Raw genomic sequence first — 16,745 nt, forward strand, 5'->3', positions numbered from 1 at the left:
CAGCTCAGGAAATCACTAACAATTTCTTCGCTCTTTTAGCTGGAGTTATGGGCGTTGACATGATGGTTAATATTAAATTTCCTTTCTATGTTTCAATGATCACTGTTGCTGCCATTGCGATCGTTCTTCTCTTTATTAAACCGAAGCAGCAAAGTGCACCTCAACCAGAATAATCAATCTGAATTTAAACTAAAAAAACCACAACGCATTGTGCTGTTGTGGTTTTTTTGATCGTTAGTTTTTGCTACTCATTAATCTCGTTAAGCTGCGTTTTTGAGGGAACCATCGTCAGGCCAATTCCCATCAGAATGATCGCAAAACCGGTCAATGAAAGAAATGACGGGGTTTCTCCCACAAAAAAGAACACGAAAATCGGATTGAGTATGGGTTCGGCCAATGATAGAATCGAGGCTTTCAATGGTGAAATCAGGCGCACCCCCCCTGATAAAAAGAGATAAGCAATACCAATCTGAAAAACACCCAGAAAAATCAAGCCCAACCAACCATAAACTGAGATGCCGGTGAAGTCCAGCTGACTGGACATGGTTAACAGAATGATCAAACTCAACCATAGGTTGTTTAACCCCACAATTGAAGCATCCGATATGGGATAGTCTTTGTCCAGTAAATACTGAACTGCCGCATAGGCAATCCCATTGGTTAAAGCCAGCAGATCACCCCAGGGGTTTCCACCATCAGCCGCACTTAGTATTAGAATGATCCCCAGTAAGATAAACAGTCGTGGAATCAAATCACGCTTTGTTATTTTTTTCCCTTTGACCACGTAAAACAAGTAAAGCCATAGTGGTGCCGTACATTGAAGAATAATGGCATTAGCTGCCGTTGTAATCTTTGTTGTTAGTACAAACATCATGCATAAATAACAGTAGGAGACCACCAAACCAACATAATATTTCGAAAATTTGATTTTCTTCCATTGAATCATGGGCAAAAAAATAAGACCCGCTATGATTGCCCGTCCAAATGTAATCGTAAAGGCATTCGCATTGATCAGCTTGATAAACAACCCGCCGGTGCTGAATAACATCATGGCAATGAGCACATATAAGGTTCCCTTTGTCGTTTTTTCCATGGGCACCTCCTTTTCATTTTTTAACTTGTTTTATCATAATACCATAACCATCAAATTATTTCTCTATATTTTTACGTTTATTTCCGGTATAATGTCCATAATAAGGTGGAGGTAAACTTTGCATGTTATCACAGATAAAAAGTAGCGGATTACTGGGTGTTAATGGCGTTATTGTCACAGTCGAAATTGATATTTCCCGGGGTCTGCCCGCATATTCACTGGTCGGTCTACCGGATGCCGGCATTAAAGAATCCAAGGATCGGGTTTTTTCAGCCATCAAAAACAATGGTTTCAAATATCCGATGGAACGAATCACCATTAACCTCGCTCCAGCCGATCTCAAAAAAGAAGGCCCAGCCTTTGATCTGGCCATTGCTCTGGGCATCCTGACTGCCTCAGAGCAACTCTCCTGGGATCATCCCGAGAGCTTTTTGGTTATCGGAGAACTATCCCTCAGCGGCGAAATTAGAAGCGTTAATGGGGTGCTGCCGATGGTACTGGCGGCTAAAGAAACTGGCATTGCCAACATTCTGGTGCCCTTTGATAACCGTCATGAAGCAGCGGTGGTTCAGAATGTGAATGTTTATCCCGTAAAAGATTTTCACGAAGCAGTTTCCTTTTTGAAACAGGAACTCGTCATCGACCCCTTTATAATCAACCTTGATTCTCTCCTGAATGTTGAAAACAGCTGTCACAGCATCGATTTTTCCGATATCCGGGGCCAGGATCTGGCCAAACGGGGGTTAGAAATTGCCGCCGCCGGGGCTCACAACTGTCTGATGAGCGGACCTCCCGGGTCGGGAAAAACCATGTTGGCTAAAGGTTTTCCTTCCATCCTGCCGGATCTCACCTTGGACGAAGCGCTTGAGATCACCAAGATTCACAGCATTTCCGGACTCCTGAAAAATAATGCCATCATCAGTCAACGTCCTTTTCGCTCTCCCCACCATACCATTTCTAAAGTTTCACTGGTTGGTGGTGGCCGAATCCCCAAGCCTGGTGAGGTTTCACTGGCCCACCTGGGGGTGCTTTTTCTCGATGAGCTGCCGGAATTCCAAAAATCGGCTCTGGAGGTGTTGCGTCAGCCGATTGAAGATCAGGAGGTGACGATTTCCCGGGTCAACGCCTCGCTGACTTTTCCGGCCAGCTTTACCCTGATCACTTCAATGAACCCCTGTCCCTGCGGTTATCTCACAGACCCAGCCCATGAATGTATTTGCACGCCCCAGCAGATTAAAAACTATCAAGGCAAAATATCCGGACCATTGCTGGATCGACTGGATATTTTTGTGGAGATTCCCAGCACCACCTACGATGAGCTTCAGACCAAACCCAAGGGTGAAAGTTCTTCTGTTATCAAAAAACGGGTCGATGCTGCCCGTGAACGACAAAATCAACGCTATCAGAATTTGGATATTTTTTATAATGCCCAGCTTACGCCAAAACTTATGGAGATTTACTGTAAACTTGGCCCAGCTGAAGAAAACCTGATGAAAAATGTCTATACCAAGATGAAACTCAGTGCCCGTGGCTACCATCGGATTTTAAAGTTAGCCCGTACCATTGCCGACTTAGATGGATCCAAAACCATTCAAGTCAACCATTTATCCGAAGCGATTCAGTATCGGGGGATGAACCGATTGTCCTGATGTCGGCAATCGATGTTGCGTCTCGCTGTGCAAAAAAGACAAAAGACTATCCGTTTATCGCTGATAGTCTTTTTATCTTAGTACTAAAATTATTTTTTTCTAATCATCGAATTCACAAAGCGATCTTCATTTTTGCGCAAATACCAAAGCCCGCCGATGCCTATTGCCACCAATGCCAAACTGATCAGTTGAGCAGTTCTCAGCCCCATAAACATCAAGCTGTCGGTTCTCAGGCCTTCAATGAAAAAACGCCCGATGGAATACAGGCCAAGATAGACAAAAAGTAATTCGCCGTCGACCTTTTTAATTTTGTCTTCATAGAAAAAGATAAAACCAAAAACCAGCAGATTCCAGACCGATTCATACAGAAAAGTCGGGTGCACCCTGATGATTCCCAGAGCAGCATCATTGACCGTAATGGCCCAGGGCAAATCGGTTTGTGAACCATAGGCTTCCTGATTGAAATAATTCCCCCAGCGCCCAATCGCCTGACCTAAGGGCAGCGCCGGTATCAAAACATCGGCCAGCGCAAAAAAACTGATCTTTTTAACCCGACACAAGATAATAGCCACAATGATTCCAGCAATAATGCCGCCATGAATAGCCAACCCACCATGCCAGGTCGCAATGATTTCTTCCGGATGGGCCAGATAATAGTCATAACTGAAGATGACATAATAAAGTCGGGCTCCGATGATCACCGCTGGGGTCATATACAAAAAGAAATCCATAATGAACTCAGGATCAAGCCCATATTTGGGTGCCCGTTTTATCCCGATGAACAATCCGATCAGTAATGCCGAGGCAATTAAAACCCCATACCACCTGACATCAAAGCCAAATGCAGTAAATGCGATTGGGTTTGGTGCAATCATAATTAAAGAATTGTTGCCAATTGACCGTTTTTAGCTCCGGCAGCATTTCCTTCTTCAACATCAAGATGCATGTCTAATTTAAATTCTGGGTGAACCCGTACCAGGACATTGTCAAAAATCAAACCTCGAGGTCCATCTAATTTTACCGAAACAATATCTTTGTCTTTCAAGCCAAATGCTGCGCCTTCTTCTGGACTCATATGAATGTGTCGGGCGGCAACGATGGCACCTTTAGCAATTTCGACTTCGCCAGCTGGTCCGACAATTTTAACGCCAGGCGTATCCGCAATATCGCCGGAATTACGAAGTGGTGCTTGAATCCCTAAACAGAAACCATCGCCAACAGAAACTTCCAATTGGGTTTCTGGTCGAACGGGTCCCAAAATACGAATTCCTTTTAAAGTTCCTTTTGGTCCAACCACATCTACTTTTTCTTCGGCGGCATATTGACCTGGTTGTGATAAATCTTTCATTGGTGTTAATTGGTAGCCTTTACCAAATAATACCTCTAAATCTGCCTGTGATACATGAATGTGTTTGTTAGACAACCCGATGGGTACTTTTCTTTCCAATTTATATCTCCTTAAATAAATATATTTTTAACAATCTTTATTCTATCTAATAACCAATCAAATGTTAAGATAATATTTTGTCTTCTTTACTTTTTTTCGATTTTTTTATTTTTTGGCTTAATTCCAGCATTTCCTGGGCATGTTCCCAGGTTTTTCGGGTTACTTCTGCGCCGCCCAGCATTCGGGAAAGCTCCTCTTTTTTACCCTTTTCATCCAGGGGTAAAAATCGTACCTCTACCCCCTCATTCTGCGCAAGCTTTTGCACCATAAAATGCTGGTCGGACATCGCCGCAATCTGGGGCAGATGGGTAATGCAAATAATCTGTCGGCCTCTGGGTGGCGTAACACTGAGGGCCTGAATTTTTTCGGCTACCACCTGGGCAGTTCGACCGCTGATCCCGGTATCAATTTCGTCAAACACCATCGTTTCAATGGCATCCAGATTTCCGAAAATACTTTTTAAACTCAGCATAATTCGGGATATTTCCCCTCCTGAGGCCACTTTCCCGAGCGGTTTGGGTGCCTGGCCCGGGTTGACTGAGATTAAAAACTCCACCAGATCCTGACCATGGACACTGACCCGCTCCGGATCATGTTCCACTGAAATCTCAACCTGAGTCTTTTCCATAGCTAACTCCGCCAACTCATTCTCGAGGGCCTTTTTCAGCGCACTGGCTGTTTTTAATCGCAATTGATAGAGATTATTACTGATCTTATTATAATTATCTTGAAGACCGCTTAATTCCTGATAATATTTCTGCAGATTTTCATCCCGATTCAACAGGTTTTTTAAACGAATGCTGCTCTCTCTGGCGTAGCAAAGAATTTCGGTAATATCATGACCATACTTCCGTTTCAATTTGGCAATGATGCTTAGTCGGGTTTCAATCTCATCCAAATCACCCAAGCTGTACTCCATATCTTCGAGGTATGAACGGATTTCAAACGAAAGATTTTCTGTTTCACTTAAAATGCCATTAACCGTCTCCAGACGTTCCTCAAAACTTGTGTCTATTTTGGCAATTTCAGTCATACTTGCCGCCAGCAGACTAAGGGCATCAAGAATCGGGGACTGCTCGGCGTTTTCTCCTCTTAGCAATTCATAGGCTCTGCTGGTGTGTGTAAAAAGACGTTCCCGGTTTTCCAGAATCCGTTTTTCCCCTTCCAGTTCTTCATCTTCACCAACAACAAGAGCCGCCGCTTCAATTTCATTGATTTCAAACTGTAAGGCTTCTTTTTCCCGCTCCAACTCACGTTCATTTGTTTCCAATTCTGCAATCAACTCGTGAATCCGTTTAATCTCGCCTGCCGCAGCAGCTATCTGATCCCGATATTTTCGGCTTTTTTCGCCGCCGAAGGCATCCAGTAGCTGGCGATGATTCTCCCTTTTGAACAAGGATTGATGTTCATGCTGGCCGTGGATATCAATGAGCTCATCACCGATTGCTTTTAATTGGGTGACGGTGATAATCAGACCATTGGCGCGGCAAATATTACGACCCCGATCATCGATTTCACGGATTAAAATCAACTGACCATCCTCCATGGGAATGCCATATGCTTCGCATTTTTGAATCAGAGCTGGCTGGTCACTGACATCAAAAAGTCCCTGTACCGTCATCTTGCCCTTGCCCTGACGGATGTTGGTCTTATTACCGCGGTTACCCAGAACCAATGTCAAAGCGTCAATGACAATGGATTTTCCGGCTCCGGTTTCTCCGGTGATCACATTGAGACCCGGATGAAAATCCACCACCAGATGATCAATCAGCGCATAGTCGTTAACAACAAGATTTCTCAGCATCAGTCCCTCCCTATTTCATCAACTTTTTAAATTTACCGACAATTTCTCCAACCATATCCCGATTGCGAACCAACACAAAAATGGTATCATCTCCGGCAATGGTTCCAACAATCTCACTCCAATCCATTGAATCAATGGCCAGAGCCGCTGCCTGGGCCATGGCTGGCAGGGTTCTCAGGACAATGGTGTTTTCCACATAGTCAATCGTAAGCACCGACTCCTTAAAAACTGCCGTAACCCGTTCATTATAAATAGTACCGATGTCCTTTAGTGGGGCATAGTGCTGAATACCATCGTGACTGCTCACTTTGATCAGCTTCAATTCTTTAATATCCCGGGAAATGGTGGCCTGGGTTACCGGAAACCCGGCATCTTTCAATGCCTGGGCCAACTCTTCCTGAGTTTCGATGAGATTATTTTCGATGATTTCTATAATTTTTAATTGTCTCGATACTTTCATGTCTTTCCCTTCTTTCTCCAAAGCTCTGTCAAGGTCGCCACCTGTTGTCGTGTTAGTTATTTTTGCCTTTTGATTTTTTAATACTCACTGGAAAGCTTGATTCGTAGCCGGTCATAACTGCTCATCTGGTTGAGCCGAATCAACCGGGTGCAATAGGTGGCCTTTTTGACCTTAACCGCATCTTGTGGTGAAATCGAAACGGTGGTCTGTCCATCAAAGGTAACCATAATGTCTTTTTCACGATCTCCGAATTCCAGTTTGATGACCTCATCCTCCGGCAAAATATAAGATCGGTCATGAAGTCGATGGGGACAGATCGGGTTAAGAATCATCACTCTCGCCTGGGGTGACACCACTGGCCCTCCAGCAGCCAAAGAATAACCGGTGGATCCGGTGGGAGTGGCGATAATCAACCCATCAGCCCGAAATTTGTCAATGGTTGAGCCGTTAGCCCGGGCTTCAATATCCATCATTCGAAAGCCCCGACTCTTAACCAGAACATCGTTTAATGCCATATAAAAGCAGGCGCTTTCATTTTCTTTTTTGATGCTGCAACTTAACATCATCCGTTCTTCGATGTAATAATCTCCAGAAGTTAAATTCTTAAGCGCCTCTTCATAATTACCCGCCTCGCCTTCGGTAAGAAAACCCAATTTACCCAGATTAATGCCAAAAATTGGTATCGAATAAAAACAAACTTTCCGTGCTACAAATAAAAGCGTGCCATCCCCGCCCAGCACCAGAATACAATCCGGCTTTCGGTAAAAAAGGTTTTTAGGATAATAAATAACACATTCATGGGGATATTTTATCTGGCCTTCCAGTAGGGCTATTTTAAAGCCGTGCTGGATTAGATAACCGATGCATTTTTCTGCCAAAGCAGGGCTGTCCGGCTTATCCATGTTGAGATAAATACCGATTTCCTTAAAGTTTTTAAATTCAGCTTCCAATCGTACTCACATCCTATTCGTCCTGGGGTTCTTTCTTTTTTTTGCAACTTTCATGGGCGATGGTTACCACTTGATGAATCAGTGATGCCCAGTTTCCCTCAATCTCGGGTTCGGTATTTTCAACAAAAACTAAAAACTCAATATTGCCTTTAGGCCCCTGTATCGGAGAAAAGTCCAGACCTTTGATCAAAAATCCCTGCTTTTCGATGGCAGTCATCACTTCAAGCAAAATCGATTCATGCACCTTTTTATCCCGGATAACACCGTTTTTACCAATTCTTTCCCGTCCTGCTTCGAATTGCGGCTTAATCAACCAGATCCCCCGAGCTCCAGGTTTCATAAACAATTTGATCGCCGGAATCAATTTGGTTATTGAAATAAATGAGACATCCATCACGGTACCATCGACCAGTTCTGAAATATTCTCGGTTGTCAAATAGCGAAAATTGGTTCGTTCCATGGAAACAACCCGGGAATCGGTGCGCAACTTCCAGTCCAGCTGTCCATAACCGACATCGACTGCGTACACCTTTGTAGCACCATTTTGTAGCAAGCAATCGGTAAAACCTCCGGTGGATGAGCCAATATCGATAAAGGCTTTTCCTGCCACCTCCAGATCAAAGACTGCCAGTCCCTTTTCCAGTTTTAAACCGCCCCGACTGACATAAGGCAGATCGCTACCCTTGACCTGAATCATCGCCTCAGTGTCCACCAGATCGCCAGCCTTGTCCCTGACCTGGTCATTGACCTGAACTAACCCGGCCATAATGGCTTTTTTAGCCCGCTCCCGGGTATCAAAATAATTCAGGCTCACCAATAATTTATCTAAACGTTCTTTCAATTTTTCCTCTTTTCATGGGTCTTTTTCCTTTTTCCAATTATCTTTTAACCAACTTAAACATCTTTTGGAGTGATTCTAAAAACTTGGATTTCATTTTCGGCGATGGCAGATATAGCTGGCTAATTCCTGAAGAAAAACAGTCCGTTCGCCAATTGGTCTAAGCAGTTCGATGGCTTCCGCTTCCAACTCGTCAACCCTGATTTTTGAAGCCTCCAACCCGTAGAGTGACACAAAGGTGGATTTATGATTTTTCTCGTCACTACCGATGGGTTTGCCCAGATCGGCCTCATTACCTTCAATATCCAGAATGTCATCAACAATCTGAAAAGCCAACCCAATTCGGTGACTATAGCTGATCAGTCGTCCCTGGGTGGCTGGTTCAGCTTCGGCGATAATACAGCCACTTTGGACACAGGCTTCCAGCAAGGCCGCCGTCTTGTGCAAATGGATATAGTCCATTTCATCGAGCCCGATAACCTTGTCTTCACTGAGGATATCGGCCACCTGACCGCCAATCATTCCCAGAATACCGGAAGCCCCCATGATACATTTCATGGCACAAAGATAATTTGTCAACGCTCTTCCCGTAAGTCCCTGGGTGCCCTGTAGCATGATTTCAACTGCATAATTCAACAGCCCGTCTCCAGCCAGAATGGCCATGGCATCGCCATACACCTTATGATTAGTCGGCTTGCCCCGTCTCAGATCATCATTGTCCATGGCTGGCAAATCATCATGGATCAACGAATAGGTATGGATCATCTCAATCCCCATGGCCAGCGGCTTGATTACCTCTACATCCCCTTCAAGAGCCTGGCAGGTTTCCATCATTAACATCGGACGCAGTCTTTTTCCTCCGGCAAACAGGCTATATTTCATGGCTTCGATAATTACTTCTGGTGTATCCAGATTCTGTTGAAAAACTTTTCCAAGCTCCTCATTGATTCTTGCTACCCGATCCCTTAGCTGAATTTTGAACCCACTCATACCTCCAAACTCCCCTCGAATTCTTTTTCTTCGCCATCAATCATGATGGTTATTTTTCCTTCCAGGGTGTCCAAATCTGCGTTACACTCATTAATGAGCTTCATTCCTTCTTCAAAAAGCTTCATGGATGCTTCGATTTCCAGCTCATCACCTTCCAATAATTCGGCAATGGCCTCCAAACGATTCATTTTTGTTTTCAGTTTTTTAACTGCCATTATCTAGTCTCCTTCGTGGATTGAATCCTTGCTTTGGCCTGACCGTCCACAAAGTGGAGCGTCACCGGCTGATCAACCTGTAAACCGGCGACCGAAACAACGGACTTGTCATAGTTATCCGTCACCCGAACATAGCCTTTTTTAAGTACATTTACCGGACTCATGGCTTCAATCCGGGTTTTAATATTGATCAATTGCTGTCGCTCACTTTTAAGTTGCCCCATTAACGCCCGAACCAACCGTTCGTTAATGATATCCAAAAAAAGACGTCTCTCTTCGATGCGTTCCTGCGGTCGATAACGCAATAGCTCTTTTCTGATCTGCAACAACAGTCGGCGGTTTCTGTCGATAGTCGCTGCCATGCTCTGACTCAGCCTTTTTTTTTGAGCAACCAGGTTCTGAATCATACTCAGAGTTTCTTCCGCTACCAATTCTGCTGCTCCAGAAGGGGTCGGTGCTCGTAAATCAGCCACAAAATCGGCAATCGTATAGTCAATTTCATGCCCCACCGCCGAAACAATCGGTAACTCCGATTCAAAAATAGCTTTGGCCAGACGTTCATCATTAAATGCCCAGAGGTCTTCGATGGAACCGCCACCCCGGCCGATAATAATCACGTCCACAGACCGGGCCGTATTGAAGGCTTGAATCCCTTTAATTATCGTTCCGGCCGCTTCGTCACCCTGAACCAGACTGGGATAAATGACAATATCCATCAGCGGATTTCGGCGTTTAATAATTGAAATTATATCTTTGATGGCCGCCCCTGTCGGTGACGTCACCAGACCTACCCGGCTGATTATTTCTGGCAGCTTTTTTTTATGATCCCGATCAAAATAACCTTTGGATGCCAGTTCATCTTTTAATACCAGGTATGCCTGGAACAAGTCCCCCAATCCCTGGGGTTCCATGGAACGTACCGTAATCTGGTATTGACCACTGGGCAGATACACGCCCAGACTCCCCCGAAGCGTGACCTTCAGACCTTCTTTGGGCAGAAATTTAAGACCCGTAACGACATTTTTAAACATCACGCAATCAATTTTACTACCTGCATCCTTTAGTGAAAAATACAAATGTCCCGAAGCCGCCCGCTTGACATTGGAAAGTTCACCCTGGATTATCAGGTTTTTTAGCAGACTATTGGACTCCAAAAGCGTTTTAACATATTGATTAACCTCAGACACGCTGAGAATTTTTGCCTTCATCACTGACTGTACCTCGTATGTTTATAATAATCCATACCCATCAGAGCATTGCCAGCGGCGTTATCCCGGGAATATTCCCCAGGCGAAAAATAAAGCTTCAGTCCGGTCGCTTGCAGTTCGTTAATCACTATTTTTTTGATAATCTGATTGGACATCACACCACCAGAAAAAAGCACCGACTGAAACGGATATTTTTTTGCCAAACCGCCAATGGCTTTAGAGAGCGTTTTGGCAATGGCTTTAAGCACCAGATAAGCGACTACCGGCGGTTCCACACCAGTCTCCAAAAGGCGGCGGGCCTGATTTTCCTGTCCGGAAAAGTGAAAATCCAGATCCTTCATGGTTGAAGAAATAAAAACATTACTGTTAAAGGATGCCGGATTCACCTGGTTTGCCAGTACTTCCAGCGCCTTACCTGCCGGAAAATCACATCCCATCAGAACCCCAACCCGATCAACCAATTGCCCGGCATTGAGATCCCGGGTCGTTGCAATAATGTCGCACTTATAACCAATCGTCTTTTTTTCAACCAGCAATATTTCCGATGTGCCACCAGAAAAATGAACCGCACAAAAGATCGCTTCCAAATCTGGGGATCCGCTCCCATAAATGGCCGCCCGAATATGATTCTCCTGATGGCTCACCGCCAGCCGTTCTATCCCCAATACCCCGGCCAGCGAACAAGCAAGTGATTCTCCCGAACGGAAAACTGGCATATAGGAATCAGACAGTGGTCGGGGACGCTCAGAATAACAGATAATCTCGATTTCCCGGCCCCGGGGCAACTCCTGAAGGAGTATCGGCAAATGGTGGACATGCTGAAAAAGGGCATCCGATTGACGAAGCCCTCTTTCTCCTGACTTCACTTCCAATAGGATGCCCTTGTTATAAATCATGTTTTCATTTTCGTCTACCAAGGCAACCGAAGTTGTATAATTACTGGTATCGATACCAAGGCTAAGGGCACTCATTGAGTTCATCCTTAACGATTTTATTCAAGATACCATTAACGTAATTTTTTCCATCCTCATCTCCAAATTTTTTTGTGAGCTCTATTGCCTCGTTAATGACAACTTCAAATGGTACTTTTTCGTCCATATATTTCAGCTCACAAATGGCCAGACGCAGAATTGATTTTTCCACCTTTGGAATGCGATCAATTTTCCAGGTGCTTTTGAGATAGTCATCGAGAATATCATCGATTTCTGGAAGATGAGTTTCGGTCGTATCGATCAGAGTCTTTCCATAAGTCAGATCGAGCTCATTATCCTCTAAAAAATATGCAATACTTTCAGTGAAATCTCCTGGTTCCGGATGAAAATCTAATTGAAATACCCCTTTTAACGCATATTCCCGTTCTTTTTTTCGACTCATGCGCTTCTCCTTCTGATTCTAATATTCTAAAAAAGGGGCTTTCGCCCCTAGATGCCTGAACCTTCTATTCGGACATTAATTGCAGCTACCTGAAAACCGGCCATGGATTCCACGGCAACCTTTACTTTTTTTTGAATTGCTTTAGAAACCTTGATAATGTCGACACCTGGTTCGGTAATCACGTAAACCCAAATCAGCAAACCCTCCGGATCCCTGGCTATTTTGACCCCTTTAATTGTTGAGGCAAGATAGAGTTTATCCATGATTTCATCGGTGATTCTTAATGAAATACGTGCTACACCATTAACGCCAGTAGCCGCCAAGCTGACAATCGAAGCGATCATTTCGTCATTGATATTCGGTGCCTGATTGTTTTTCATTTCTAGTTTCATCTTAGTTACCTATGTTCTTTAGATTTCCTGATGACAGTCGCAACCATCCTCGCCACAGCATGAAATTTCTTCATTCAGGATAAATGGGGCGCCACAGTCCGGGCACGCTACGGTGTTATTTTCAAACGACTCAAATTCGGTAATATAAACATTGCCACACTCGGGACAAATGATCTCGTAATATTCCTCTTCGTCAAATTCGTAATCATCATCGTCACCGAAGTCTTCATCGAGAATGAATTCTTCCAGCTCGGAAAGATCATCATCAACCATTTCCACATATTCTTCTAATTCTTCCTGAGCTTCGGTAATGCCATCCAGGGCATCAACAATATCTTCGAGAATATCCAATACCTGAACCAGAACCTTGCCTTCGTTAGAAGCCTGATCTAACTCCAGACCGTCAACCAGTCCTTTGGTATAAGCGACTTTTTCATTAATATATTTCATTTTATACCCTTTCCATATAATCACCCGTCCGGGTGTCAATACGAATCTTATCACCTTGTTCCACGAAAAGCGGTACGGTGATAATTGCTCCAGTCTCAACCGTTGCTGGTTTATTGGCGCCAGTTGCGGTGTCGCCCTTAAAGCCAGGATCGGTTTTGACAACTTCCAATTCGACAAAATTGGGGGCTGCTACCGAAAATGCCACGCCTTTTAACGACTTTACTGTCGCAATATCGTTTTCTTTCAAATATTTTAGGGCTTCCTCAACTTGATTAAAGTTTAATGGGATCTGCTCATAGGATTCCAGATCCATGAAATAATAGAGACCACCATCTTCATATAAATATTCCATCTCACGGGTTTCAACCTGTGCTTTCGGATAGCGTTCGGTCGGGCTGAATGATTTTTCAACCACTGCTCCTGTAATAACATTTCGAATCTTTGTTCGAACAAAGGCGGCGCCTTTACCTGGTTTAACGTGTTGGAATTCGATGATCGTATATGTATGACCATCCATTTCAAACGTTACACCTTTTTTAAAATCTCCTGCTGATACCATGTTAACCTCCGATATGCATATGTTAATTTTTTCTTTTTCAATCTAATACTATCATTCTATCACAATTTCTATGAACCGTCATCCCAATTTATTATTATCGCTTCGTTATCAAACAGATATTTTTCCGGTCAGACACCGGATCTGACCACTGAGATCCATTATGGTTTGAATCTCCCGATATCCATTATTTTTTAATAAATCAGTTACATCATCAGCCTGGTGATCCCCTATTTCCAGGGCTAAAAGACCATCTTTTTCTAAAAACAAATGGGCCCCGCTAATGATCCGCCGATAAAAATCCAAACCGGATTCACCGCCATCCAGTGCCATATAGGGTTCATAGTCAAGGATGCCCCGATCCAGACGGTCCATCTCTGCCCGACTGATGTAAGGCGGATTCGAAACAATTACCTGGAAGGTTTCTCCTTGCGGGATTGCCGCAAATAGGTCTCCATGATACAAGGTCAGATCCCCATTTGCCAATTGATTGGCATTTGTCTGAGCCACTGCCAGTGCTGCCTCCGAAATATCACTAAGACTGACGTCGGCCTGCTTAAAATATTTCTTGATCGAAATGCCAATCGCCCCACTGCCCGTGCACAGATCCAGAATTTTAGCACCCTTGGGGTAGTTTAGCTGTAAATATTTAAGCAGATACTCCACCATCGGCTCGGTGTCGGGTCTGGGGATTAAAACATCCCGGTTGACAAAAAATTCCATCCCCATAAATTCCTTCTTTTCCTGAATATAGGCGACTGGTTCTGATTGACACCGTCTTTTTATCGCACTACGATAATGTGCTTCTCGTTTTAAATCCACCGCTTCTTGTGAATGGGTATAAAAATAAACCCGATCCGTGTCCAGAATTCTGCTAAGCAGAATTTCTGCCTCAAAACCGGGATGTTCGATTCCAGCCTGAGCCAGCGCCTGCCGTCCAAAATCCAAAATCTCTTTGATGGTCATTTTTCTACCTCAACTTAAAACAAAAAAACCGTGCATAACTGAACAAGAAAAAAGCCGGTTACAAGAACCGACTTCTTTTTTATTCTGCTGACTCGTTTTTAATGCCGTATTTTTTATTAAATCGATCAACACGTCCGCCAGCATCAACTAGTTTTTGTTTTCCAGTGAAAAATGGGTGACAAACTGAACAGATTTCCACTTTTAATTCTGGTTTGATAGAACCTGTTTCAAATGTATTTCCACACGCACACTTAACTATTGATTTGCCGTAATTTGGATGAATGCCTTCTTTCATCGAATCCACCTCGTTTCTTATTTATTTAATTGCTTATTGTTATTTTATCAACCGTGATATTATATCAGACTTTTCTTAAAAGATCAAATATTTTGTGCCTTATATTTATCAATAATTTTTTTCATAAATGCTTCATTGTCTTTGGTGCGTTCCAGAATCGAAATAATCTTATCGGTGAGATCATAAACCGTAGTGCCCTTGTAAAGCTTGCGAATATCGAAGCTGACTTTCAGTTCTTCGGCGGATAACAGTTTTTCCTCCCGACGGGTACCAGACCGGTTCAGGTTGATGGCCGGGTAGATCCTTCGCTCCGCCAGTTCCCGCTCCAAATGCAATTCCATATTACCAGTCCCCTTGAATTCTTCAAAGATGATATCATCCATTCGGCTACCGGTATCCACCAGAGCGGTGGCCAGAATCGTCAGACTGCCACCTTCTTCCACATTCCGGGCCGAACCAAAAAACTTTTTGGGAAAGAATAAGGCTTCCGGATCGAGCCCCCCCGACAAGGTTCTCCCGGATGGCGACACCACCAGATTGTTTCCCCGGGTTAACCGGGTTAAACTGTCAACCAGGATCACCACGTCTTTGCCCTGTTCAACCAGGCGCTTGCCCCGTTCCAGTACGATTTCCGCCACCTTGATGTGATTTTCAGGGGGCTGATCAAAGGTCGAATAGACAATATCGGCATCGATCGATCGTTTCATATCGGTGACTTCTTCCGGCCGTTCATCGACCAACAGAATAATCAGTTCGATTTCGGGGTGATTGGTGGTGATGCCATTGGCAATTTCCTTTAAAAGAATCGTCTTTCCTGCCTTCGGCGGGGCCACAATCAGTCCTCGCTGACCTTTACCCATCGGAGAAAAGAGATCAATCATCCGGGTTGACACAACATCCTGGGTGGTTTCCAGAGTGATCCGCTGCTCTGGAAAAATTGGTGTCAATCGTTCAAATCGAGGCCGATTGGCAATTTTTTCGGGAATAGCGCCGTTGACCGTTTCGACATAAAGCAATGCGTCAAACTTTTCATTCTCACTGGACATCTTAATCTTACCGACAACTTTATCACCTGTCCGAAGATTAAATCGTCGGATCTGATTGGCCGGAACATATATATCATGGTCACCAGATAGATAATGGTTGGTTCGCAGAAATCCAAAACCATCGGGGTTAACATCCAGGATTCCTTCCTGGGAATTTTTAAAGCGATCCCGATCCTTTTTGTCATCAACATAAAGCATACTGTTGATCTTCTGGATGATGTCTGCCGTTTTGGTGCCGTTGACCTTTTCCAGAAACAGCATCGCTGAATATTTTTCGCCAGTTTTGGGCGGCCGTACCTTGCCGCTTAAGACATCCCCGGTTTCCAGTTTGAATTTCTGGATTTGCGAACCGGAAATATAGACGAATTCCTCATTGGATTTCATCTCTTTGTTTTTAACAAAACCAAAACCTTCCGGTAGAATTTCCAGATTCCCTTCCACTACCACCACATTATCCATGGAATCTTTAATCTTATAATAGGGTGATCGGGTGCCGTTTGACCCATTCGTGATCCGCGAATGGGTTTGGGCCAGCTGTTTTTCTGGATTATTTTTTTCAGCTGCTTTTTTTTCCGATATTTCGTTAGTGTCTGTCAATACTTCTTTTTCCTTTATCTCATGCTGATGATGTTGATGCGCCAATTGCTCTGCCGAGGACTCCAATTTTTCTTCAATGGCCTCGATCAGTTCAATTTTTTTAAGGCGGCTGGTTTTTTCGATACCCAGACTTTCCGCCTGTTTACGCAATTCAACAACCGTTAAATCGTCCAGTGATTTCTTTTCCAATATGTGCCTCCATGGGTTGTAGATGGTTTTAGAATGAATGTTATGATTTTTCTCGATTTTGCTGTGCTGATATGATGCTTCAAGTCGCAGAATAATCTGAAGGTTTGTTTAATGTAGATACCTTAATCTACCACAAATATCCATTCTTGTCAAAAAATCCAGGTGACACATTACTATTTGGTGTTTTCTAACTGGCCTAGTACCGACAATTGTTACATCATGTTGT

General features: G+C 43.9%; 19 protein-coding genes. 1 reads left to right on the top strand and 18 read right to left on the bottom strand.

Annotated features, from left to right (window positions below; translation table 11 throughout):
* Positions 1 to 244 precede the first annotated feature (244 nt).
* Positions 245 to 1,093: a DMT family transporter gene (locus tag B3F51_RS12940; protein WP_286947490.1), complete on the bottom strand. Its 849-nt coding sequence runs from the start codon at positions 1,091 to 1,093 to the stop codon at positions 245 to 247.
* A gap of 122 nt (positions 1,094 to 1,215) precedes the next feature.
* Between B3F51_RS12940 and B3F51_RS12945 the strand changes: the two genes are divergently transcribed.
* A complete protein-coding gene (locus B3F51_RS12945; protein WP_286947492.1) occupies positions 1,216 to 2,742 on the top strand; it encodes a YifB family Mg chelatase-like AAA ATPase in 1,527 nt (508 codons plus the stop codon).
* A gap of 89 nt (positions 2,743 to 2,831) precedes the next feature.
* On the opposite strand, the gene lgt is transcribed toward B3F51_RS12945, so the two are convergent.
* The 17 genes from lgt to rho form a co-directional block, all read right to left on the bottom strand.
* Positions 2,832 to 3,617, bottom strand: a complete 786-nt coding sequence (gene lgt / locus B3F51_RS12950) for a prolipoprotein diacylglyceryl transferase (protein ID WP_286947496.1) — start codon at positions 3,615 to 3,617, stop codon at positions 2,832 to 2,834.
* A 2-nt stretch (positions 3,618 to 3,619) separates the two neighbouring features.
* Complete coding sequence (gene pduL / locus B3F51_RS12955; protein ID WP_070370515.1) at positions 3,620 to 4,189, bottom strand: phosphate propanoyltransferase; 570 nt, start codon at positions 4,187 to 4,189, stop codon at positions 3,620 to 3,622.
* A 64-nt stretch (positions 4,190 to 4,253) separates the two neighbouring features.
* Entirely contained in the window at positions 4,254 to 5,993 is a 1,740-nt protein-coding gene (recN, locus tag B3F51_RS12960) for a DNA repair protein RecN (RefSeq protein WP_286947498.1), read from the bottom strand.
* A gap of 10 nt (positions 5,994 to 6,003) precedes the next feature.
* Positions 6,004 to 6,453 (bottom strand): arginine repressor, encoded by a 450-nt coding sequence (locus B3F51_RS12965; protein ID WP_070370513.1) that lies wholly within the window; start codon positions 6,451 to 6,453, stop codon positions 6,004 to 6,006.
* A gap of 77 nt (positions 6,454 to 6,530) precedes the next feature.
* Positions 6,531 to 7,403 carry an NAD(+)/NADH kinase gene (locus B3F51_RS12970; protein WP_084633528.1) on the bottom strand — a complete coding sequence of 291 codons (873 nt, stop codon included), beginning with the start codon at positions 7,401 to 7,403 and terminating at the stop codon, positions 6,531 to 6,533.
* Between the two features lie 13 nt (positions 7,404 to 7,416).
* Positions 7,417 to 8,244 carry a TlyA family RNA methyltransferase gene (locus B3F51_RS12975; protein ID WP_070370512.1) on the bottom strand — a complete coding sequence of 276 codons (828 nt, stop codon included), beginning with the start codon at positions 8,242 to 8,244 and terminating at the stop codon, positions 7,417 to 7,419.
* Positions 8,245 to 8,334: 90 nt separating this feature from the next.
* Positions 8,335 to 9,231, bottom strand: coding sequence for a polyprenyl synthetase family protein (locus tag B3F51_RS12980; RefSeq protein ID WP_070370511.1), 897 nt, complete (start codon positions 9,229 to 9,231; stop codon positions 8,335 to 8,337).
* On the bottom strand, positions 9,228 to 9,446 hold the full coding sequence (xseB, locus tag B3F51_RS12985) for an exodeoxyribonuclease VII small subunit (RefSeq protein WP_070370510.1): 219 nt from the start codon (positions 9,444 to 9,446) through the stop codon (positions 9,228 to 9,230). The genes B3F51_RS12980 and xseB overlap by 4 nt, the downstream gene beginning before the upstream one ends.
* Positions 9,446 to 10,654, bottom strand: a complete 1,209-nt coding sequence (gene xseA, locus B3F51_RS12990) for an exodeoxyribonuclease VII large subunit (RefSeq protein ID WP_070370509.1) — start codon at positions 10,652 to 10,654, stop codon at positions 9,446 to 9,448. The genes xseB and xseA overlap by 1 nt, the downstream gene beginning before the upstream one ends.
* Entirely contained in the window at positions 10,654 to 11,625 is a 972-nt protein-coding gene (locus B3F51_RS12995; protein ID WP_286947502.1) for a peptidase M22, read from the bottom strand. Before B3F51_RS12995 ends, xseA begins: the two co-directional genes overlap by 1 nt.
* Positions 11,612 to 12,028 carry a transcription antitermination factor NusB gene (gene nusB / locus B3F51_RS13000; RefSeq protein ID WP_070370507.1) on the bottom strand — a complete coding sequence of 139 codons (417 nt, stop codon included), beginning with the start codon at positions 12,026 to 12,028 and terminating at the stop codon, positions 11,612 to 11,614. The genes B3F51_RS12995 and nusB overlap by 14 nt, the downstream gene beginning before the upstream one ends.
* A gap of 47 nt (positions 12,029 to 12,075) precedes the next feature.
* Positions 12,076 to 12,420: an Asp23/Gls24 family envelope stress response protein gene (locus B3F51_RS13005; protein ID WP_084633527.1), complete on the bottom strand. Its 345-nt coding sequence runs from the start codon at positions 12,418 to 12,420 to the stop codon at positions 12,076 to 12,078.
* 18 nt (positions 12,421 to 12,438) lie between these two features.
* A complete protein-coding gene (locus B3F51_RS13010; RefSeq protein WP_070370506.1) occupies positions 12,439 to 12,870 on the bottom strand; it encodes a CD1247 N-terminal domain-containing protein in 432 nt (143 codons plus the stop codon).
* Between the two features lies 1 nt (position 12,871).
* Positions 12,872 to 13,429, bottom strand: coding sequence for an elongation factor P (gene efp, locus B3F51_RS13015; protein WP_070370505.1), 558 nt, complete (start codon positions 13,427 to 13,429; stop codon positions 12,872 to 12,874).
* A 108-nt stretch (positions 13,430 to 13,537) separates the two neighbouring features.
* Positions 13,538 to 14,392, bottom strand: a complete 855-nt coding sequence (gene prmC / locus B3F51_RS13020; protein ID WP_070370504.1) for a peptide chain release factor N(5)-glutamine methyltransferase — start codon at positions 14,390 to 14,392, stop codon at positions 13,538 to 13,540.
* Positions 14,393 to 14,471: 79 nt separating this feature from the next.
* Positions 14,472 to 14,687, bottom strand: a complete 216-nt coding sequence (gene rpmE / locus B3F51_RS13025) for a 50S ribosomal protein L31 (RefSeq protein ID WP_070370503.1) — start codon at positions 14,685 to 14,687, stop codon at positions 14,472 to 14,474.
* 83 nt (positions 14,688 to 14,770) lie between these two features.
* Positions 14,771 to 16,519: a transcription termination factor Rho gene (gene rho, locus B3F51_RS13030; RefSeq protein WP_070370502.1), complete on the bottom strand. Its 1,749-nt coding sequence runs from the start codon at positions 16,517 to 16,519 to the stop codon at positions 14,771 to 14,773.
* Between the last annotated feature and the right edge of the window lie 226 nt (positions 16,520 to 16,745).

This window comes from Acetobacterium sp. UBA5834, assembly GCF_002435675.1.
Classification (GTDB): domain Bacteria; phylum Bacillota; class Clostridia; order Eubacteriales; family Eubacteriaceae; genus Acetobacterium; species Acetobacterium wieringae.

Excerpts from the sequence above, each read along its gene's own strand:
- B3F51_RS12940 (WP_286947490.1), bottom strand. The coding sequence starts at position 1,093 with ATGGAAAAAACGACAAAGGGAACCTTATATGTGCTCATTGCCATGATG.
- B3F51_RS12945 (WP_286947492.1), top strand. The coding sequence starts at position 1,216 with ATGTTATCACAGATAAAAAGTAGCGGATTACTGGGTGTTAATGGCGTT.
- lgt (WP_286947496.1), bottom strand. The coding sequence starts at position 3,617 with ATGATTGCACCAAACCCAATCGCATTTACTGCATTTGGCTTTGATGTC.
- recN (WP_286947498.1), bottom strand. The coding sequence starts at position 5,993 with ATGCTGAGAAATCTTGTTGTTAACGACTATGCGCTGATTGATCATCTG.
- B3F51_RS12965 (WP_070370513.1), bottom strand. The coding sequence starts at position 6,453 with ATGAAAGTATCGAGACAATTAAAAATTATAGAAATCATCGAAAATAAT.
- B3F51_RS12980 (WP_070370511.1), bottom strand. The coding sequence starts at position 9,231 with ATGAGTGGGTTCAAAATTCAGCTAAGGGATCGGGTAGCAAGAATCAAT.
- xseB (WP_070370510.1), bottom strand. The coding sequence starts at position 9,446 with ATGGCAGTTAAAAAACTGAAAACAAAAATGAATCGTTTGGAGGCCATT.
- xseA (WP_070370509.1), bottom strand. The coding sequence starts at position 10,654 with ATGAAGGCAAAAATTCTCAGCGTGTCTGAGGTTAATCAATATGTTAAA.
- B3F51_RS12995 (WP_286947502.1), bottom strand. The coding sequence starts at position 11,625 with ATGAGTGCCCTTAGCCTTGGTATCGATACCAGTAATTATACAACTTCG.
- nusB (WP_070370507.1), bottom strand. The coding sequence starts at position 12,028 with ATGAGTCGAAAAAAAGAACGGGAATATGCGTTAAAAGGGGTATTTCAA.
- B3F51_RS13005 (WP_084633527.1), bottom strand. The coding sequence starts at position 12,420 with ATGAAACTAGAAATGAAAAACAATCAGGCACCGAATATCAATGACGAA.
- B3F51_RS13010 (WP_070370506.1), bottom strand. The coding sequence starts at position 12,870 with ATGAAATATATTAATGAAAAAGTCGCTTATACCAAAGGACTGGTTGAC.
- efp (WP_070370505.1), bottom strand. The coding sequence starts at position 13,429 with ATGGTATCAGCAGGAGATTTTAAAAAAGGTGTAACGTTTGAAATGGAT.
- prmC (WP_070370504.1), bottom strand. The coding sequence starts at position 14,392 with ATGACCATCAAAGAGATTTTGGATTTTGGACGGCAGGCGCTGGCTCAG.
- rpmE (WP_070370503.1), bottom strand. The coding sequence starts at position 14,687 with ATGAAAGAAGGCATTCATCCAAATTACGGCAAATCAATAGTTAAGTGT.